The sequence below is a fragment of the Pseudoalteromonas sp. JSTW genome (genome assembly GCF_013423925.1).
Lineage (GTDB): Bacteria > Pseudomonadota > Gammaproteobacteria > Enterobacterales > Alteromonadaceae > Pseudoalteromonas > Pseudoalteromonas lipolytica.
The window spans coordinates 3,304,434-3,325,805 of the sequence record NZ_CP058972.1; the positions used below are offsets into that span (position 1 = coordinate 3,304,434).

18 protein-coding genes are annotated in these 21,372 nt (G+C 41.7%); 5 read left to right on the forward strand and 13 right to left on the reverse strand.

What is annotated here, in order from left to right; translation table 11 throughout:
• The 3 genes from yajC to queA form a co-directional block, all read right to left on the reverse strand.
• Positions 1 to 339 (reverse strand): preprotein translocase subunit YajC, encoded by a 339-nt coding sequence (gene yajC, locus GZH31_RS14850; protein WP_036973302.1) that lies wholly within the window; start codon positions 337 to 339, stop codon positions 1 to 3.
• A gap of 29 nt (positions 340 to 368) precedes the next feature.
• Positions 369 to 1,496 carry a tRNA guanosine(34) transglycosylase Tgt gene (tgt, locus tag GZH31_RS14855; protein ID WP_036973303.1) on the reverse strand — a complete coding sequence of 376 codons (1,128 nt, stop codon included), beginning with the start codon at positions 1,494 to 1,496 and terminating at the stop codon, positions 369 to 371.
• Between the two features lie 258 nt (positions 1,497 to 1,754).
• On the reverse strand, positions 1,755 to 2,786 hold the full coding sequence (gene queA / locus GZH31_RS14860) for a tRNA preQ1(34) S-adenosylmethionine ribosyltransferase-isomerase QueA (protein ID WP_065979563.1): 1,032 nt from the start codon (positions 2,784 to 2,786) through the stop codon (positions 1,755 to 1,757).
• A 215-nt stretch (positions 2,787 to 3,001) separates the two neighbouring features.
• Here queA and GZH31_RS14865 point away from each other — a divergent pair, with 215 nt between their 5' ends.
• Together GZH31_RS14865 and GZH31_RS14870 are read left to right on the forward strand one after the other, a co-directional pair.
• Positions 3,002 to 5,512 carry an EAL domain-containing protein gene (locus GZH31_RS14865; protein ID WP_036973305.1) on the forward strand — a complete coding sequence of 837 codons (2,511 nt, stop codon included), beginning with the start codon at positions 3,002 to 3,004 and terminating at the stop codon, positions 5,510 to 5,512.
• 231 nt (positions 5,513 to 5,743) lie between these two features.
• The gene (locus GZH31_RS14870; protein WP_036973306.1) at positions 5,744 to 5,947 is read left to right on the forward strand and encodes a hypothetical protein; all 204 of its coding nucleotides are present in this window, start codon (positions 5,744 to 5,746) and stop codon (positions 5,945 to 5,947) included.
• A gap of 29 nt (positions 5,948 to 5,976) precedes the next feature.
• Here GZH31_RS14870 and GZH31_RS14875 read toward each other — a convergent pair whose 3' ends face one another.
• The 10 genes from GZH31_RS14875 to GZH31_RS14920 form a co-directional block, all read right to left on the reverse strand.
• A complete protein-coding gene (locus tag GZH31_RS14875) occupies positions 5,977 to 6,936 on the reverse strand; it encodes a hypothetical protein (protein ID WP_180311190.1) in 960 nt (319 codons plus the stop codon).
• Positions 6,893 to 7,492, reverse strand: a complete 600-nt coding sequence (locus tag GZH31_RS14880) for a hypothetical protein (protein WP_180311191.1) — start codon at positions 7,490 to 7,492, stop codon at positions 6,893 to 6,895. Before GZH31_RS14880 ends, GZH31_RS14875 begins: the two co-directional genes overlap by 44 nt.
• Complete coding sequence (locus GZH31_RS14885; RefSeq protein ID WP_180311192.1) at positions 7,485 to 8,027, reverse strand: RNA polymerase sigma factor; 543 nt, start codon at positions 8,025 to 8,027, stop codon at positions 7,485 to 7,487. The genes GZH31_RS14880 and GZH31_RS14885 overlap by 8 nt, the downstream gene beginning before the upstream one ends.
• 123 nt (positions 8,028 to 8,150) lie before the next feature.
• On the reverse strand, positions 8,151 to 9,077 hold the full coding sequence (locus GZH31_RS14890; RefSeq protein ID WP_036973310.1) for a hydrogen peroxide-inducible genes activator: 927 nt from the start codon (positions 9,075 to 9,077) through the stop codon (positions 8,151 to 8,153).
• Positions 9,078 to 9,161: 84 nt separating this feature from the next.
• Positions 9,162 to 10,430, reverse strand: a complete 1,269-nt coding sequence (locus GZH31_RS14895; RefSeq protein WP_036973311.1) for an inorganic phosphate transporter — start codon at positions 10,428 to 10,430, stop codon at positions 9,162 to 9,164.
• Positions 10,431 to 10,472: 42 nt separating this feature from the next.
• A complete protein-coding gene (locus tag GZH31_RS14900; protein WP_036973312.1) occupies positions 10,473 to 11,150 on the reverse strand; it encodes a TIGR00153 family protein in 678 nt (225 codons plus the stop codon).
• 149 nt (positions 11,151 to 11,299) lie between these two features.
• Complete coding sequence (phoU, locus tag GZH31_RS14905; protein ID WP_036973313.1) at positions 11,300 to 12,001, reverse strand: phosphate signaling complex protein PhoU; 702 nt, start codon at positions 11,999 to 12,001, stop codon at positions 11,300 to 11,302.
• Positions 12,002 to 12,048: 47 nt separating this feature from the next.
• Complete coding sequence (gene pstB, locus GZH31_RS14910; protein WP_036973314.1) at positions 12,049 to 12,876, reverse strand: phosphate ABC transporter ATP-binding protein PstB; 828 nt, start codon at positions 12,874 to 12,876, stop codon at positions 12,049 to 12,051.
• 26 nt (positions 12,877 to 12,902) lie between these two features.
• Positions 12,903 to 14,552, reverse strand: a complete 1,650-nt coding sequence (pstA, locus tag GZH31_RS14915; protein WP_180311193.1) for a phosphate ABC transporter permease PstA — start codon at positions 14,550 to 14,552, stop codon at positions 12,903 to 12,905.
• 15 nt (positions 14,553 to 14,567) lie between these two features.
• Positions 14,568 to 16,802 (reverse strand): ABC transporter permease subunit, encoded by a 2,235-nt coding sequence (locus tag GZH31_RS14920; RefSeq protein ID WP_065979566.1) that lies wholly within the window; start codon positions 16,800 to 16,802, stop codon positions 14,568 to 14,570.
• Between the two features lie 346 nt (positions 16,803 to 17,148).
• Here GZH31_RS14920 and GZH31_RS14925 point away from each other — a divergent pair, with 346 nt between their 5' ends.
• The 3 genes from GZH31_RS14925 to ppx all read left to right on the forward strand — a co-directional run bounded on the left by GZH31_RS14925 (position 17,149) and on the right by ppx (position 21,349).
• On the forward strand, positions 17,149 to 17,655 hold the full coding sequence (locus GZH31_RS14925) for a glycine cleavage system protein R (RefSeq protein WP_036973316.1): 507 nt from the start codon (positions 17,149 to 17,151) through the stop codon (positions 17,653 to 17,655).
• Between the two features lie 126 nt (positions 17,656 to 17,781).
• A complete protein-coding gene (ppk1, locus tag GZH31_RS14930) occupies positions 17,782 to 19,869 on the forward strand; it encodes a polyphosphate kinase 1 (RefSeq protein WP_065979567.1) in 2,088 nt (695 codons plus the stop codon).
• Positions 19,862 to 21,349, forward strand: a complete 1,488-nt coding sequence (gene ppx, locus GZH31_RS14935; RefSeq protein WP_036973318.1) for an exopolyphosphatase — start codon at positions 19,862 to 19,864, stop codon at positions 21,347 to 21,349. Before ppk1 ends, ppx begins: the two co-directional genes overlap by 8 nt.
• Positions 21,350 to 21,372: the final 23 nt, after the last annotated feature.

The following is a 21,372-nucleotide window of genomic DNA, read 5'->3' on the forward strand; positions in this document are numbered from 1 at the left end:
TTATAGCGACTTCATAGTGCCTTTTGGCAATACTGCAGAAACAGCTGATTTTTGTACTGTTACTTCTGCTTGGTCGTTTAATGAGATAACGATGAAGTCTTTGTCATCAGCGATTTTAGCAATTTTACCAACTAAACCACCTTGCGTAAGCACTTCGTCACCTTTTGCCATCGCGCTCATAAGGGCTTTATGCTCTTTTACACGCTTAGCTTGCGGACGGTAAATTAAGAAATAAAATACCAGACCAAAAATACCCAACATGATTAGCATTTCCATGCCACCACCTGCTGGTGCTGCACCTGCCGCACTTGCGTGCGCGTTTGAGATGAATAAACTCATTACACTTCCTCTTTAATTTTTCTAAAAATTTAATCTGATGTATCTGCAAGCTCTGGCACTTCTTGGCCGCGGCGTGCATAAAAATCTGCAACAAATTCGTCTAGTTTGCCATGACTAATGGCATTACGTAAGCCTTCCATTACACGTTGATAATAACGTAAGTTATGAATCGTGTTTAGACGTGCGCCTAAGATTTCATTACATTTATCAAGATGATGCAAGTACGCACGTGAATAGTTTTTACATGTATGGCAATCACACTCTGGATCAAGTGGACCGGTGTCTGTTTTATGTACTGCGTTACGGATTTTAACAATGCCACCTGTCACGAATAAGTGACCATTACGTGCATTACGGGTTGGCATTACACAGTCGAACATATCGATACCACGACGCACCGCTTCAACCAAGTCTTCTGGTTTACCAACGCCCATTAAGTAACGTGGTTTGTCGGCTGGCATTTTATACGCACAATGATCAAGAATATTGATCATTTCGTTTTTAGGTTCACCCACTGATAAACCGCCCAGTGCATAACCATCAAAACCAATGTCTTCTAGGCCTTTTTGTGATTGTGCACGAAGCTCAGGGTACATACCCCCTTGGATAATACCAAACAGTGCTGCTGGATTATCACCATGGCCTTCTTTTGAACGTTTAGCCCAACGCAGCGAGAGCTCCATTGAGTCTTTGGCTTCTTTTTCAGTGGCAGGATATGGCGTACATTCGTCGAAAATCATCACAATATCAGAGCCTAAGTCGCGCTGAACTTGCATGGCTTTTTCTGGTGAAAGCATGATTTTTTCACCATTCACAGGCGAGCTAAACATGACGCCCTCTTCGGTGATTTTACGCATCGCACCTAAGCTGAATACTTGGAAACCGCCTGAATCAGTTAAGATAGGACGATCCCAATTCATGAAGTCGTGTAAATCACCGTGTTGCTTAATGATTTCTGTGCCAGGACGCAGCATAAGGTGAAAAGTATTACCAAGGCAGATTTGTGCCCCCGTATCTTTTACTTCATCGGGAGTCATCCCTTTTACCGTGCCGTAAGTACCTACTGGCATAAATGCAGGCGTTTCTACAACACCACGCTCAAAAATCAAGCGGCCGCGGCGCGCTTTACCGTCAGTGCGGTCTAATTCAAATTTCATATTATCCTCTAGTGTCGGAAAAACAGTCCAACAAGCTATAATTTAACCGCTCGATTCTAACCTGTTTGCGCATTTATTACTATTAATTGGGCTAAATTCAAAAATAAAAAGCCCGCTAGCTAAACTCTCCCCACGATGCAGAATTCAGTGTTGCACAGAGGCTTCATATCAACGCATAGCTTAGTAATAATGGCTGAAAATAAAAAACCCAGTGAAATGCTGGGCTTTTTACGGGGTAATATAAAAGATGACTAACGCTTATTTACGCGTTAAGAACATGGCATCACCATAACTGAAAAAGCGATACTGTTGCTCAATCGCTGTGTGATAAGCACCCATAATGTTTTCTTGGCCTGCGAACGCGCTCACCAACATAATCAACGTTGATTCAGGTAAGTGGAAGTTAGTGACCATGGCATCCACCACATTGAACTGATAACCCGGGTAAATAAAGATGTCAGTATCACCAAAGTAAGTATCAAGCTTGCCACCATGTACTTTTGCAGCCGACTCTAAAGAACGTACTGAAGTGGTGCCCACCGCAACAACACGCCCGCCTTTTGCTTTGGTTTCGGCTACGGCTTTTACAACCTCATCGGGAACTTCGATATATTCTGAGTGCATAACATGTTCATCAACTGAATCAACACGCACAGGTTGGAATGTACCCGCACCCACGTGCAAAGTAACAAACGCCATGTTAATGCCTTTGTCTTTTAAAGCCGCCATTAATTTATCGTCAAAGTGAAGCCCTGCTGTTGGCGCTGCAACAGCACCGGGTTTCTCACCATACACCGTTTGATAACGCTCACGATCAGCCTCATTATCTGGGCGATCTATGTATGGCGGTAATGGCATGTGGCCAATATCGTTTAAGATATCTAATACATTTTCGTCTTTAGCAAACTCAAGTTCAAATAGCTCACCGTGACGCGCTACCATGGTTGCTTCGGCTTTGCTTTCAAGGATAATTTTAGAGCCCGGTTTTGGTGATTTACTCGCACGTACGTGAGCCAGTACACGGTGCTCGTCCAATACGCGCTCAACGAGTACTTCAAGCTTACCGCCAGACTCTTTTTGGCCAAACATGCGTGCTGGTATCACTTTCGTGTTGTTAAACACTAATAAGTCATTTTCATTTACCAGAGATAAAATATCACTAAACACTTTGTGTTCAACCTGCCCTGTTGGGCCGTCGAGCGTTAATAAACGACTGCTTGTTCGATCTGCTTTTGGAAAACGAGCAATTAATTCATCAGGAAGGTCAAAGCTAAAATCAGCCACGCGCATAGAGCATATCTCTCATTAATAAAAACGCGCCAAGTTTACTCTGATACGCTTGCCACCTCAAGCAAAGCACCTCGGTTCAAGAACAAACAACCTAACCGTGTAAGCTGGTACAGGCTAATAACCGTTTTTAGGTAAAGTTTGCTTGTAGAATAATAGAAATGTCATTATTCTAACCCATTCACTAAGCATGGGTTCAGTTAAGAGGTAGTAGCGCCATGGCAAAGCAGTTGCAACTGCTAATTTTAAACGCTAGCGTTGCTGAGCGTGAAACAATTAAGTTAACACTCAACAAACTTAATGTTTTTACGTTTATTGAAGCCAACGACTCGCAAGAGGCGTTAAAAATACTTAAAAGCCAGCCGGTGGATATTATTATTACGGGCCTTGAAGTCGGCAAAATTGACGGCTGGCGCTTCTCGCGCATGATTCGCTCGGGGTTATTAAAAACCCCAAAAAATACACCTATACTGCTAACTCCCCCTATTTATTGTGAGCGTATCGCTGAAACAACAGCCCGCAGTTATGGTATTGATGCTGTTTTGCCTTTTGAACGCCAAGATATGCTGCCGCAAGTCCTTGCTAATGTCCTGTCGACACACCTAGAAAAAAGCAGCCGCCTTAATTTACTCCTGCTTGAAACGAATAACAGCAAAGCAAATAACATCAACGAACAACTCAAACTCAGTTTTGCTGTTACACACACGACATCGACAAAAGCAGCACTGGCGACGTATCTACAACAAAAGTTTGCAATTGTATTGATTGATGCAACGCAATCGCAATCAGATCCCGCAGGCGCGCTGATTAGCGAAATATTGCAGCATAATCCTAAACAAGCCATTGTTACCATCATTGATAACAACGATGCTGATTATGCCGAGCAACTGTTGCTCTCTGGTGTCACCGATTTTATACGCGCCCCTTATGATCAGTCTTTACTGAGCAAAGTATGTGACCATGCAGCACGCCGTGAAGATTTTATGGTGAGTTATGCAGAGTTTGCACAAAAAGTTGAGCAACTAAGCCAAAGCCAAAGCCGCTATAAAGAACTGTTTTCGGCTCACCAACGTATTTTATTGCATTTAAACACCGTGGTATTGGAGTTTGATCAGCAAGGAAATATTCGCTTTATTAACCCTGCATGGGAAAACCTCACGGGATACGGCATTAAATCAAGTTTATCTAAGTCGTTAACTGATTTTTGTTTGCCTGAGTGTCAGCCCAAGTTACAAGATACGATTCAAAGTATTTTGCACGGGGGGGAGCTACAACAGCAAGTTGAGATACAACTGAGTCATAAAAACGGCAATGCCATTTGGGTTGAATGCCGAATGCAGTTAATAAAAAACAGCCGTAACTCTGCAACGATTACAGCCACTATCGATAACATTCACGAACGCAAGCAAGCTGAGTTACAGCTTCGTCATTTAGCATTGCATGACACGCTAACTGAATTACATAACCGCTATTATTTTGATCAACAATTGCAACGTATTTGCCAAGCCAAATACACCAATGGCGATATAGAACATGCGCTTATTTATATCGATTTAGATCATTTTAAAATCATCAATGACAGTAAAGGTCATCAACAAGGTGATATTGTGCTTAAAGAAGTCGCTCAACTCTTTACTGCCAATATTAGCGACGAGCACTTAATTTGCCGTATTGGCGGTGATGAATTTGCGGTTATTCTGAAAAACACCAATTTGCTTGATGCCCATTTAGTCGCAGAAAGTATTTGTATGGCCATTGAAAAACACCAATTTCATTCAGAAGGCCAAGAATATTCGATTAGCTGCTCCATTGGCCTAACACAAATTACCGCACAAAATAATGATCCCAACGAATGCCTTAAGCAAGCTGATATTGCGCTGTATGTTGCAAAAAGCTTAGGCCGTAATCTGGTTCATTGTTATTCAAAAGAAGACACTCACCACAATAGCCTACAAGCAGGGTTAGAGTGGGGCCACAGCATTCGTCAAGCGCTGCAACACGATGCAATTGAATTACATTACCAACCAATTTGGGACTTTAAACGTGGCCATGTGGCTTACTTTGAAACCTTACTGCGTTTAAAGCTTGATAATGAGCTCATTTACCCGAATCAATTTATTCCCGCATTAGAATTACTAAACGACACATACCTGATGGACCAATGTGTTATTCGTAATGCGATTAAAAGTGTTGCTGATTTTCCTGAGCTCAACCAAGTGGCTATTAATTTATCGGCACAGTCATTTTTAGATGAACGATTATTACCGCATATAGAATCAAGCTTACAAGAGTATAACGTTGAACCCACGCGTATTATTTTTGAAATAACCGAGTCAGCCAGTATCAATAATTTAGTGGCCACCCGCGCAATGATAGAGCGCCTAAATGGCTTAGGCTGCCATTTCTCGATTGACGACTTTGGCACTGGCTTTAGTACATTTAACTACCTTAAACAGCTGCCAGCACAACATGTAAAAATTGATGGCTCGTTTGTTCGCGATATGTTGAACGACCCTATCGACCTTGCGCTCGTGAAGGCGATAAACGATATTAGCCGCTCTTTAGACAAGCGTTCTGTTGCTGAATACGTTGAAAATAAAGAAATATTTTTAGCACTAAAAGAGATAGGCGTCGATTACGGGCAAGGTTACTTTATTGCACGCCCCATGCCTGTTGAAAAAATTAGCAGTGAGCTTGAAAGAATCTCTAACAATAAACTTTTTAGCTAACAACTGACTAGCTAATTCGCCCCGAATATTGATACATTTTTAAACAATTTTATTAACTTTTTATCTACCATCCTGAGAATACTCATCTATAATTAATTCACGCCAAGAGATAATGTCGCGTATTTATAGTGATAATCTAAAAAAAACATGACATTACCTTTTACATTATACATACTGAAAATGACTTAACATCTATACGTTTTTGTATTAGCGGTATTTAGGAGAAAAGTGATGACACAACTAATCGTATTGTTACTGATCGTTAATCTAGGGATAGCATATCAATGTTACCGTAATGCGACCTACAAAGGGTACCCGGTAAAAGTATTTACAGGGTTGGGCTTAGTGCCTTATTTTAATCTGGTTGTTTGGGTTTACTTATTGTTTTTACCCAGCTTAAAGCCTTTTTCAATGGATGAAAAGCAGCCCTTATAGGCTGCTTTTTTGGTTGGGAAATCAATTATTTAAAACACATAGCTTGATGCACGTTCGAGTAGTTGCGACGATTTAATATTCCCCACTACACACTGTTTAATATCTGCTTTTTTAAACACTTTAATGTGATCCTTTTTACTCTGATCGAGTCCGCGAATAACAACACTGACGTGCTCATTATCGGGTAAGCTTCGTAAACCACTGCCATAATCACACAACGATAATGCAATACTGTTATTTACACTGTTTGTTAGAGCCATCATTTGCTGCTGCTGCTCTTTTGCGCGCGCTTGCTTTTTCTCTGCAAGTTGTTTGCGTAACCTTTGCTGCTTCAATGACAGCGTTTGTTGCTCTTTTTCAAGCTCTTTAATAGAGGCTTGTAACTCTTTTTTACGTTGCTCAAGTGCTTGATTTTCAGCTTCCTTATCATGACGACGCTCAAATTCAATATCACGTTTTTCGCGTTCAAGATCACGAATTTCACGGCTAATATCACGCTCTTGCTCAGCCACTTCACGGACTTGCTCTGCACTTTCACGCATCATTTCCATCGCGTGCTGATACGCTTCTTGCGTTTTAACGACCACAGCGTCGCTTATCACCTGCACATGGTCACCAAGAATCTCAATGTCGCTTATTTCGTCAAAATCAATATCTGGCATAGGTGGCAAAGGAGCATCAGGCACCGATGCAAAAATAGTTGACCATCGCGACCCCCGCACGTCAAAACTAAACACCACACCTTGGTGCTGTAAATAACTTGCTGACACGTTGCTCACTTTGTTATCCGTATCTTGCTTTAAAGCAGCCGTAAGAATTTTTTCCATAATTCCCACTTCACGTTGAATTTTATCTAACTCATCACTACTTTGTGCAAACACAGGGTTCACTGTTGCTACACCACATAGCAATAACACCGCACTGGCTATCATGTTCTTTGGCATTTTAATACTCCACGTTGTTGGCAACGGTTGGCATGGGTCGGCCATCCACTTGCTCTGCTAAATCATTCAATTGCATACGCAAGTATGCTTGGTCTTGGGCGCGCTGCGTTTTGATATAAGCAAGCACACTGGCAATATCTTCTTGTCGCTCTACACGACCCGTTTTAATCGCTTCTTTCGCTAGCTGATACATATGCTGTTGCTGTATGTCATTTTGTGCTGTCAGCATGTTTTGCAATTGATCTATTTGTTTTTGTTGTGACTCTAATAAACGAGTTTGCTTAGCCACTTGCTCAAGCAACTGTGAATCTGTTTGTTCTGGGCTGGTTATTAATAACCAGGCACACAATGCGATAGACGCAGCCATCGCCCATAAACCAGAACCAAAATACACAGCCTGCTTTTGCGTTTGTGACATACAAGAACCACGATCCCAGTCAGGTACTGGTAACGGTTGATAGTTAAGACTATGCTGCTGCCACTTTGTCGCATTTTCCATCATCAAGGCATAGTCAGGATTACTTTCGAGCAACCTAATTTGCTCTTCCGTTAAACTTTCACCTTCTAGCCATGCTGTAAATAACGACTCTAAATTAGCCATCTACTGCCTCCAAATGCACTTTTAACTTACCTAACGCACTGTATAATCTTGATTTAGCAGTATTAGTTGAAATACCTAACTGCTCTGCAATTTCCTCAAATGTGCAATGCTGAAAAAACTTTAACTCTACAACCAAACGCTGCTCCCACGGCAAATTGTTCATCATACTTTTAAGCTCATTATGCTGTTGAGATTGCTGTTGATTCGCTTCTATTTCACTACGCTCACAGGCTTCTTCGGGTAAAGCATCTAGGCTTTGGTGGTGCTTACAGCGACGATAATACTCAACACTTCGTCTATGCACGATTTGGTAAAGCCAAGTATTAAAGCTGCAATCTCCCCGAAAGCTAGGCAAACTCTTATACACAGAAATAAACACTTCTTGCATTAAGTCCATTGCATCATCAGGGTGACTCAACATTCGCAAACAATAGTTATAGACCTGCGTTTCATGTTGCTTCACTAATTTCAACCATGCCCGTTTATTGCCTTGTTGCGCCTTGGCAATTAATGTGTCGAGTGATTGAAAAAACACGGTAGCCTCGTCATGTTATTTATCTATCGTAAAAAGGGGTAATGTATAAAGTTAGTCGAGGGAAGGAAAAAAATAGTTTGCTTTAATAATAAAAAACCCCAAATTTTTATTTGGGGCTGCAATTTATTCTGCTGATTGGGTATGTAAGCTGCATTGCTTGGCAAGAAACAGCTCTAACTGTTGACTAAACAGCCTAAAATCGCGGATTCGCCCGGTGGTTTTACGCCACACAATACCAATATCTCGGTATGCGTCGCTTTGTGATGGCGTTGCCACCATGTCTTTTTTCTCTAGAATGCCGGCGTTAATCGCCATTTGCGGTAAAAAAGTAACGCCCAGTTGATGCTCAACCATGCTCAGTAACGTATGTAAGCTGGCCGCTTCAAACGGGTTAATGCAACTTGAGCGATTTAAATGGCAAGCACTTAAGGCATGACCTGTCATACAGTGCTCTCGCTCTAGCAAAAACACACTGGCATCGGGCAACAAGTTAAAGTCTTCGACACCTTTCGCTGGCATATAATCTTTATGGTGAACTAAGCTAAAGTGGTCTTTAGCGAGCACTTGGGTGTGAAACTTTTCGGTATCGAACGGCAACGCAAGCAACGCGATATCAATTTGCCCGTGTTCAAGCTTATCCAGTAACTTTTCACTGGTATCTTCAACAAGTACTAACTCAAGCTCGGTAAATGTTTGCTTGCAAAAGTGATACAACGGCGCCGCGATAAAGCTGGCGATGGTAGGGATTACGCCTAAGGTTAACTTACCACTTAACGGGGTTAAAAAGCTTTTGGTGAGTTCTTTCAAACTTAGCGTATCGTCTATTATTTTACGTGCTTTCTCTACGACCTCTTCCCCAATGGCAGTAAACATTAAGCTGCGATTTTCACGCTCGATAAGCTGACAACCTAAGGTTTCTTCTAAATTTTGAATCGCACTGCTTAACGTGGACTGACCAATAAAGCAGGCACTTGCGGCACGACCAAAGTGTTGGTGCTGATGAACGGCGAGTAAATATTGTAGTTGTTTAATACTGGGTAAGTTATTCATACTCTTTTTTACTACCTGCAAATAAAAAGACCCCAATACCTAGGGCATTGAGATCTTTTCAAGCTAAAAGTCTGTTAGTACTTTTTAAACGCCGAAGGCTGTTCTCAGTACGTAGAAAATAACAATAGCAAGGGCTGCGCCAACTGGCAATGTAATTACCCAAGAAACTACAATGTTTCTTACAACACCCATGTTAAGCGCTGCGATACCACGTGCCATACCAACACCTAATACAGCACCTACAAGCGTTTGTGTTGTAGAGATTGGTAAACCCGTGCCTGATGCAATAACAACCGTTGATGCAGCAGCAAGCTCAGCAGCGAAACCACGGCTAGGCGTTAAGTGAGTAATACCTTCACCGATTGTTTTGATTACTTTCTTACCTAAAATAGCAAGACCAGCAACAATACCCAAACCACCCAGTGGTAGAATCCACCATGCGATAGCGGCTTTCTTAGCAATTTCACCGTTGTGCTCAACAATGTTTACAACAGCAGCTAGTGGACCAATCGCGTTTGCAACATCGTTCGAACCATGGGCGAATGCCATACAACAAGCTGTTAATACCATTAATACCGCGAACACTTTTTCAACGTTATTAAATTGCATTTTCTTGTCAGCTTTAGGATCAATTTTTAAGCGTGAAATAGCAAACTTACCAATAATACCAACCACGACAGCGATCGCGATAGAAAGTGCGTAACCCTCAACAGCGCCTAGATTAATACCAATGTGCTTCAAGCCTTTCTTAATCGTAACTAAAGACATAATGAAGCCCGCTAGACCCATATACACAGGGACAAAGCGCTTAGCGTTTTTAAGTGGAGCATCGGTATCAAAAATAAGCTTTTGCGCACTCATAAAGATAAGGTAAGCAATAAAGCCCGAAATTGCAGGTGTTACAATCCAACTCCCCACAATGCCCAGTACTTTATTCCATTGGATTGCTTCGCTGCCAACAGCCACTAAAGCAAAACCAATAATCGCACCGATAATTGAGTGAGTAGTCGATACCGGCCAGCCAAGGAAAGAGGCGATTAATAGCCAGCTACCTGCAGCAAATAACGCGGCAATCATGCCTAAGATCATAAGCTCAGGTATATCAATAAATGGCGTGGCGTCGATAATTCCTTTACGAATAGTTGATGTAACCTCACCACCGGCAAGGTAAGCACCTGCGAATTCAAACACCATCGCAATAATAATTGCTTGTTTGATAGTAAGTGCTTTTGAACCTACTGATGTACCCATCGCATTGGCAACGTCATTTGCACCAATACCATAAGCCATGAAGAAACCGACTGCTGCGGCAATTAAAACTAAAAAAGTGCCGTAATTTGCAATGATATCCATTGTGTGAAACCTTTAATTTTTCGTATTTGAACTGATTTTAAATTAACGAGCTAACATCAGCTCAAGACGAGAACCTACGCGCTCTGCAATATCAGCTAGATCGCCGACCCACTCAATGATCTTGTACAAGAACATCACATCAATTGGGTTTAGTTCATTTTCAACGGCGCGCAATTGACGGCGTATTTTGATTTGCATGTCATCCGTGTCTTGTTCGATTGCATCCAATTCAACGAGCATTTTTTCTACTAAAGTCACTTCGCGACCTTTGAAGCCCGTTTCAAGTAGCTCATCTAACTCGTTAATTGCTTTTGATGCTTGTTTTGTCGCATCAACACAACGTGTTACATAAGCAAGAAAATCTTCTTGAATTTCTACCGGAATCGTCATTTCTCGACCAATTACACGACCTGCAATGTCTTTTGCTTTATTCGCAATTTTGTCTTGTTGGGTAACAAGCTCTAACAAATCGGTACGCTCAACTGGCATAAATAAGCCGCGCGGTAGTTGAAGGCGAATGTTACGTTTCATGTCATCCGCTTCACGTTCTAAATTACGAATGTTTAGACGGATTTCCTCCGCTTCTTTCCATTCTTCTTTAAAAACGTGATTAAAGAAAGGGATCAAGGCTTTGCTTGCTTGATGTACTTTCTTAATGTGATCTTCCATAGGCTTAATAGGAGATTTAGCAAAAACCCCTAAAAATGCATTTGTAGGCATAACTGACCCTTTATAAATTAGTATGCTTTGGCAGGTTCGAATTTTACAGCATTGTGTACGATTTTGAACGCTTTTTCTGCCTGACATCACCAATAATAGACAAAGCGGCCTAAAGCCGCTCGGTTTAAAAATGAAAAGTGCTTAAAAATTTACAGCGACTTTTCGATATCTGCTTGAGATGTATGACGAATATCTTTACCGTTCACAAAATAGATAATGTATTCTGCGATATTCTGACAACGGTCGCCAATACGCTCAAGTGAACGAACTGACCACACTAAATCCATAATTTTAGGGATTGAGCGTGGATCTTCCATCATATATGTCATAATTTGACGCGTAATTGCTTCATATTCACGGTCAACTTTTGCATCTTCTTTATGAACTTCGAAGGCACATTGCACATCCATACGGGCAAATGCATCAAGTACATCATGAAGCATCTTCGACACTTGGCGACCCATATTTTCAATATTAACAAGAAGATCTTGTTGGTCTTTGGTAAATGAATCAAGCGCCACTTTTGCAATGCGCTCTGCTTCGTCACCAATGCGCTCTAAGTCGGCGATTGTTTTCGCAATCGCAATAACTAAACGTAAATCACTGGCAGCAGGCTGACGACGTGCAATAATGCGTGTGCATTCTTCGTCAATATTGACTTCCATGGCGTTTACTTTGTAGTCGTTTTCACGGACTTTTTGCGCCAATTCTGCATCACCTTTACTGACCGCATCAAGCGCACTATTTAACTGCTGCTCAACTAAGCCACCCATGCTAAGTACATGGTTACGAACATTTTCAAGCTCTTCATTAAAGCGACCTGAAATATGCTTATTAATATTATGTTCCATTGTCTACCTCTATAAAATTCGTTTACGTTACCAAGTGTTTTATTCGACTAGCCGTAGCGGCCAGTGATGTAATCTTCTGTTTTCTTTTTACTTGGTGTCGTAAATAAGGTGTTGGTATCTGAATACTCTATCAATTCGCCCATGTACATAAACGCTGTTTGGTCTGATACACGCGCGGCTTGTTGCATGTTATGAGTAACAATAACCACGGTAAACTTATTCTTTAAGTCGTTAATGAGCTCTTCAATAACTAATGTAGAAATTGGATCGAGTGCCGATGTTGGCTCATCTAACAAGAGCACTTCTGGCTCAATCGCAATTGATCGCGCAATCACAAGACGTTGCTGCTGACCACCTGATAGGCCAAATGCACTATCGTGAAGACGATCTTTTACTTCATCCCACAATGCAGCACCACGTAAAGATTGCTCAACGACTTCGTCTAATTTACGCTTTTCTTTAATTCCTTGTAAGCGTAGGCCATAAACAACATTTTCGTAGATTGATTTTGGAAATGGATTCGGACGTTGGAATACCATACCAACATTACGACGCAGTGCGGCAACATCGACACTTTTATCGTAGATGTTATGACCATGTAGTAAAATTTCACCAGTGATACGACAGCTATCAACTAGATCATTCATACGGTTAATACAACGAAGCAGCGTCGATTTACCACACCCCGATGGGCCGATAAACGCTGTTACCTGACCTTTGGGAATCTTCATATTTACGCCGCTAAGCGCTTGTTTATCACCGTAGTATAGATCTAAATCTTTAATCTCTAACGCAGTTTGCTCTGCGGTTAGATTCTCTAAGTCTAGTTTTGCCGCGCTTTTCGCTTGGTTTACGTGTGGTGCAACTGTAATCATCTCTGTCTACCTATAAAAATTCTGTATTAATGCTCTAGAGCTCTAAACTTTTCGCGTAAATGGTTACGAATACCAATCGCGGTGATATTCAGGGCGATAATTACTGAAACCAGTAAGAATGCCGTGGCATATACCAGCGGACGCGCCGCTTCTACGTTCGGGCTTTGGAAACCAACATCATAAATGTGGAAACCTAAGTGCATAAATTTTCTATCTAAATGTACATATGGGAAGTTGCCGTCTAGTGGCAATGTAGGCGCCATTTTAACCACACCCACTAACATAAGTGGCGCAACCTCGCCCGCGGCACGTGCAACCGCTAAAATTAATCCAGTCATAATCGCTGGGCTGGCCATTGGAATAATAATACGCCATAAGGTTTCAGCTTTTGTCGCACCCAGTGCTAATGAACCGTGGCGAACAGTACTTGGAATACGTGATAAACCTTCTTCTGTTGAAACGATAACCACAGGTAAGGTTAAAATCGCAAGGGTCAATGCCGACCATATCACACCTGGCGTACCAAAAACGGGGCTTGGCGATGATTCAGGGTAAAATAATTGGTCAATACTGCCACCCAACATGTAAACGAAGAAACCCAGACCAAATACACCGTAAACAATAGACGGTACACCCGCAAGGTTGATAACGGCGATGCGAATCATCTTCGTGACAGCATTTTTGGCTGCATATTCGTGCAAGTAAATTGCCGCAACCACACCAAATGGTGTCACAATAACGGCCATCAGTAATACCATGAACACAGTACCGAAAATCGCAGGGAATACACCCCCTTCGGTGTTTGCTTCGCGCGGATCGTCTGACACAAACTTACCTAGCTGTACAAAGTAATGACCTAACTTAGCAAAGAACCCCATGTCATTTGGGAACCACACATCAAGCACTTGATAGAGTGGTAATGTAACAACCTCACCGCGCATATCTTTTACGGTTACTTGGTCACGCTTTGCTTCTTTGCGTAGCGCAAAAAGTTGTTTTTCAAGTACCGAGTATTCTTCACGTAGCTCAGCACGGGCAGTTGCCAGCTCTGCAACACGTTCATCGGTAAGTTCATTATCAAGCTGATACGCTTTTTCTTTTAAACGTAAGCGCTCAAGTTCGTAGTTAATGTGACCAATGTCGCCATTTTGCAGATCAAGTGCTTGGTCATTTAACTCAACAGCACGCTCAACAAGCTCATAGAGTACGTCTATTTTGTTCTCTGTGATAACTTCGCCGTCTTTAATAACTTGGTCAACATAGCCGTAAAAATTACCATTTTTACTGCGTTCAAATACGGCAAGTTCAGCCGGCGCTGTGCGTGATTTGATATCGGTTTCTAATACCCAACGGAAATCTAAATCAACGTATTCACGGTTACCGGTTTTAATTAATAAACGTTCTAACTGCTCTTTGTCGTAATGAGATAAATCAACGCCTGTTGCCTCAATACGTGACTTTGCAACGAGCTCACGATCATAAACTTCACCAATCACAGTTTGTTTTGCAACTGAGCCTTGTAACTCAAGTTGAATAACTTCTGATGGCCAGAAAAAGCTTAAACCTTTCCAAGCAATCATGGCTAACAAACCAAGAACTGAGATTAAACTGATGCTCACCGCACCACCGGTCATCCAAATCCAAGGAGAACCAGACTTAAACCACTGCTTTACCATGTCGTGTCTCTCCACCTACATTGAACTGTATTTATCACGCAGTTGCTGACGAACAAACTCAGCCACTGTGTTGAAAATAAATGTGAATATGAATAGTACAAACGCTGCTAAGAATAGAATGCGATAATGCGAGCTGCCTACTTCTGACTCTGGCATTTCAACCGCGATATTCGCTGCAAGTGTTCGCATACCTTGGAAAATACTCCAGTCCATAATAGGCGTGTTACCTGTTGCCATAAGTACAATCATTGTTTCACCCACTGCACGGCCAAGACCCATCATCACTGCTGAGAAAATACCTGGGCTTGCAGTAAGAAGAACCACACGTACCAGTGTTTGCCATTGTGTTGCACCGAGTGCCAGTGAACCATTCGATAAATGTTTAGGAACACTGAACACCGCATCTTCTGCAATCGAGAAAATAGTGGGGATAACCGCAAAGCCCATCGCAATACCGACAACGAGCGAGTTACGTTGGTCGAATGTCATGCCTAATTCATTGGTGAGGTACTGACGAACATTACCATCGAATACCCATGATTCAATTGTGCCACTCATCGCAAATGACAACCAACCAATAAACAGCACAACCGGAATCAATAAGATTGAGTGCGAACCTTCAGGCACACGGTGACGAATAGAAGCTGGCAGCTTATTCCAACCAAATGCAGTCAGTAAGATACCAATCGGTAGTAACAGCAGTAAGCCCACAATCGCTGGTAAATGCTCTTCAATTAACGGCGCTAACCAAAGACCGGCTAAGAAACCTAAAATAACGGTCGGTAACGCTTCCATAATTTCAACGGTTGGCTTTACGACTTTACGCAGCTCACTCGACATGAAATATGCGGTGTAGATAGCCGCAGATAAGGCAATTGGTACCGCAAATAACATCGCGTATAGTGCGGCTTTAATGGTACCGAATGAAATTGGCACTAACGAGAATTTAGACTCAAAATCATCACTCGCTGAAGTTGATTGCCAAATGTATGCAGGTTCAGGGTAACCTTCGTACCAAACCTCTTGCCATAATGCAGACCACGTTACTTCTGGGTGCTCATTATGGATTTCAATCACTTTCAATGCATCATCAGCAAGAATAAGTGCAGCATTTGAACGCGGCGCAATTGCGAAATTATCAATTGGGCCGTCACTGACTTTACCTTGCCACAGCTTTGCTTCACTGGTGGTGTAGTAAATGCCTAGTTCGCCATTGGCACCCGCAGTAAAGAAAGTGCGGCGATAGAATTCAGTGAAAATACTTAACTTTGATTGTTTGCTGGTTTCAAACGCGCGAATTTTTTGAAACTCACGGCCTTCGTCGGTATTCACCTCAAACCACTGCGAAACTTCGCCATTATCATTGGCAAGCATCAATGAGTTTGCACCAGCAAGTAATTGCGTAGAAACAAGGTTTGCGTTTTCTTCGTTTGCAGCAAGTACTTGAATAAGCTCTACTTCAGACGGATAGCGCGTATCGTAAACATAAATTTGGTTAGCTGAGCGAATAAAGGTGCGCGTCGTATCTGGCGACATTAATAACTCATCAACACGGCCATCAATATCAAGCTCTGTGCGCTCAACGCTCCATTCAACTTCGCCAGTGAACATGTTCTCTTCAGCTAAAAAGCTGCTAAATAAAACACGTTTATCCGCAGTTAACGCAACCACCGCGGTTTTATCTTCGTAATGGCTAAATGCAAACTTCTTAATGGCAGCGCCTTGCTCATCAACTTCTAACGCCACTTTACCCAGAGGGTAATCTAAACGAGGCGTTAATTGACGCTCATTGTTAGGGAATGTGACCAAAAACTTCGGCACCACAACCATAACAGACCCGTTTTCAAGGCCATAAGCGTATTGCCCTTGAAAAGGAGCAGAGCTTGCAAAACTGCTTACATCACTGGGGAGCTCAGTGTTAAGAGTGGTGATTTTTTTACCGAAGTGTTGTTTTTCAACATTGTAGAAATCAACCGTGCCTTTTTCGCCTAGTAAAAAGGCAACTTCGGTTTGTTCTTCAATACCGAGCCCAACAATTTCTGACGCATTTTGTAGTTTGACACTGTTACGTGTCTCTACTTTTGCTGATTCAAAAATAGGTTGCACAACATAAAGAAGGTAAAAGAAAATTAGTAACAGCGCGACAAGCACCATTACACCACCTGCGGAAATACCCCACTTGGCAAACCGATCTTTAAATAGACGGCTTCTATCCGTATGAAAGGTCGGTTTATTCGGATTGGAAGTCATCAAAACACCCTTAAATCTTAACGTTGGGCGCATTATATTTCACCAAGATGACAGTATTGTTACAAACGTCATATTTCAGTGTAATAAAACAGGTATTTTAGATACGGGGTTTATCCCTAAAACATGACCAAAATACTACCAAAAACAATACTCTAAGAATGCCAATGGAATTAAGCTAACAATTTGTTATCGCTAATTTTTTATTACTCTATGGAAAAAATTGGACAAACGTTAAATCAGCATTAATACTCAATGTGACTTATTTTTTTCAATAATAAGAATCATCTTAACCCAACGCCTCCTTCCTTTTTTGCATTTTTCAGAGGCTTTTTATAGAGAATTAAATATGAAGCAGTTAGTAATTACTATTTTAGGTCCCGATAAACCGGGCCTCGTCGAAGACATTTCAGCCACGATTTTAAGCCATCATGGCAATTGGTTAACCAGTAACTTAAGTCATTTAGCGGGTCATTTTGCGGGCATTATTGAAGCCGCAGTTCCTGAAGAACACTTGCAAGAATTGCAAGATGCGCTGCACAGCTTACCGCATTTAGAGGTAAGAATTGAGCGCGGCACTGATACCTTACCTGACGTGCCTTCTGAAGAAATTAATTTTGTGATCACCGGTAACGATAGACCAGGCATCGTGCAAGAGCTTGCCAGTGTCATTCGCCACAAAGGCGCTAACATTACGCATCTCAATTCAAAACAACAGAGTGCGCCAAATTGGGGAGTGCCTATTTTTAGCGCGGTGGCCACCGTTGCGCTACCAGTGGGGATGAACAAAGACGAAGTCATCAGTGCGCTTGAATCGATTACCACCGATCTTATTGTTGATATAGAAGATGCTTAATCAACGACTATAAGGGCACAAATAACCCTTGATACCTAACGACGTGTCACATTAGTGACACGTATGTCACATAACCGTCATCTGCATCCTCTATATTCTAACTAGCCAGAAACGTTGGAAAAACAGATGAACGCAAGTCACTCCTCTTCACACGCCGTCACTTACTTTGCCAAAGAGCTTAGTTGGCTGTCTTTTAATGAGCGCGTACTGCAAGAAGCAAAAGACAAGTCGAACCCAATCATCGAACGAATGCGCTTTTTAGGGATTTATTCAAACAACATGGACGAATTTTTCCGTGTGCGTGTCGCCGATGTTAAGCGTCGTATTCTACTTAACAAACTGCCTGATGCGAATTTTGAAGAAGACGAAATACTGTTACAGCAAATACAAAAAAAAGTACTGCAACTGGGTAAGAAATTTAATCAAATTCATAAGGATATTTTAGCCGACTTAAATGAGCACAATATTCATGTTGAATTACCCGAAAAGTTAAGCGAATTTCATTTAAACTGGCTAGAAAAATTCTTTCACGACAGTGTATTGCAACATATTTTGCCTATTTTGATCACAGAGAAAAAAGACTACTCCGATCAAATTAACGACACAATGACCTACTTTTTTGTCGAAATGAGTACGCAAAAAAGCCATTACGCAATGCTTGAAGTCCCTACCGACCGAGTGCCGCGTTTTATTATTTTGCCGCCAGAGAAAACCCGTCGCCATAAAACCATTGTGATGCTGGATGACATCATCGCTTATTTTATTCGCGATGTGTTTAGCAGCTTTTTTAGTTTTGATGATATTCAGTGCTATGCAATTAAATTAACCCGTGATGCTGAGTACAATCTAGATGATGAACTTGAAGAAGGGTTGCTCGATAAAATGTCGAAGGGGCTAAAACAGCGGATTTATGCAGAGCCTGTACGCCTTGTTTATGATGAAAGCATGCCCGATGACATGCTCAGTGTCATGAAAAAACGCCTCAATATAAGCCAACATGATGCGCTTATTCCTGCAGGACGCTATCGCAATTTTAGAGACTTTATCGCCTTTCCGAATGTGGGTCGCCAATACTTAGAAAATAAACCATTGGTGGCGTTAAAAAGTGCTGCATTTAATCAGTTTTCAAGTGTGTTTGACGCGATTTCAGCACACGATATTTTACTCTACTACCCCTATCACACCTTTAATCATTTATTAGAGTTTGTCCGCCAAGCTGCGTTTGACCCTGATGTTACGCAAATTAAAGTAAATATATATCGCGTTGCGAGCCAATCGCGCTTAGTGTCAACGCTGATTAATGCTGCAAAAAATGGCAAGCATGTCACAGTTATGGTTGAGTTAAAGGCGCGCTTTGACGAGCAAAATAATATTGAGTGGGCGAAAACGCTTAGTAATGCTGGGGTTAAAGTTATTTTTGGTATTCCCGCATTAAAAGTGCACAGTAAATTGTGCGTTATTCACCGTAAAGAAAAAAACACCGTCGTGAAGTATGCTCACATTGGGACGGGGAATTTCCATGAAAAAACCGCAAAAATTTATACCGACTTTAGCTTATTCACCAAACACGAGGGGATCACAGAAGAGTGTGACAGCGTGTTCAAATTTATTGAAAGTAGCTACCGACCTTTTCATTTTGAACATTTAATGATTTCGCCTGTCAATGCGCGCGAAACAATTATGGCGCTCATTGATGATGAAATCGCCCTCGTAGAGCGTGGAAAACAGGGCCGTATTACCTTAAAAGTGAATAATTTAGTTGATAAGCAGCTTGTCGATCACCTTTATTTTGCTGCAAGACGCGGTGTTAAAATACGTATTATCGTTCGCGGTATGTGCTCATTAGTCCCTACAACCACCAGTGCGCATGACAATATTCGTATCATAAGCATTGTTGACCGATTTTTAGAACATCCCAGAGTGATGGTGTTCCATAACAATGGTGATGAAAAAGTCTATATTTCCTCTGCCGATTGGATGACCCGAAATTTAGACCATCGTGTCGAAGTGGCCGTTCCTATTTTTGATGCAAAACTTAAGCAACTCATTATTGATATTCTTGAGCTACAGTTTAAAGACCGAACTAAAGCACGTTTGATCGACAGTGAGCAGAAAAATCACTATGTTCGCCGAGGTAATCGCAAGAAAATTCGCTCGCAAATTGCCATCTACGATCACTTAAAGAAATGGGAAAGTAACTATAATAATGAATGATTATCCTTCAATTGCTGCAGTAGATTTAGGCTCAAACAGTTTTCATTTAGTGGTCGCAAGAGAAGTCGATGGCTCTTTGCAAATACTCCATAAAGAAAAGCAGCGGGTATATTTAGCGGATGGCTTAGATGATAAAAATCATTTGAGCCAAGCGGCAATCGAACGCGCTTTAGCTATCCTTAAGCAGTTTGCAGCCACATTACAGGACTTTCCACTTGAGAACGTGAAGGTTGCCGCCACGTATACACTAAGACGTGCCAAAAACATTCACTCGTTTTTAACCCAAGCCAGTGACGTTTTTCCATACCCGATTGAAGTCATTTCAGGACAAGAAGAAGCGCGCTTGATATACCAAGGTGTCGCGCATTACATTCATCATGATAATAATCGCTTAGTCATTGATATCGGCGGTGGAAGCACCGAATTAATTATCGGTAAACACTTTAAGCATCGCTTACTTTCAAGCCGAAACATGGGGTGTGTCAGCTATACAAAGCAGTTTTTTGCTGATGGACAAATTAATGCCAAACGCTTCGCGAAAGCACAAATACGCGCAGAGCAAGAGCTTGAAGTTATCTTTGCGAACTACATCAACACAGGTTGGCAGTCTGTCGTGGGGACATCGGGTACAATAAAATCAATTTTGGCAATGATTAATGCAAATGACGCAGAGCAAGAGCTGATTACTCTTGAAAGACTGCATGAGCTTAAAACGCAATTTATTGCCGCTAAACAGATTCAAAATTTACACATTGAAGGTTTAACACCTGAGCGACAAGAGAGTATTTGTGGTGGGCTCGCGATTTTAATTGCACTCTTTACGCTTTTCGACATCGATGCGATGCAATACAGTGACTTTTCACTGCGTGAAGGGCTCTTGCATGAAATGCAGCAAAAACTCGCACACAAAGATATTCGCACCAATACCATTCATAATTTAAGCGATCGCAATACCATCGATAAAGAACACGCAAACCGCGTATCTAGCACCGCTGAATGGTTATTTGAACACGTTAAAACACCTTGGCAGCTCAGCCATCCCGATTTTTTAAATTTACTTAATTGGGCGGCACAGTTACATGAAATAGGGCTGGGCATAAACTCATCTGGTTTACATAAACACAGTGCTTATATTGTGGCAAATAGTCAGCTTCCGGGCTTTACACAGCAACAGCAAACGCTACTCAGCTGTATGATCCGCTTTTACCGTAAAAAGATTCGTTTAGACCAATTTCCCACTTTACACACAGTGCAACACCATCAAATTTTACAGCTGATCGTGATTTTGCGTCTTGCCGTGCTTTTAAATCAAAAACGCACACCAGATCAAGGCGTGTCGTTAACGGTAACGGCCAAGCAAAATAGCATGTTCTTAAAATTCAACGACACGTGGCTGAAGGAACATACTTTGCTTTTGGCCGATTTACAGCAAGAACAAAAATACCTTAAAAAAGTCGGCTTTTTGCTCGATTTTCATTAATGATACCGCTCTGCTTAATTAGT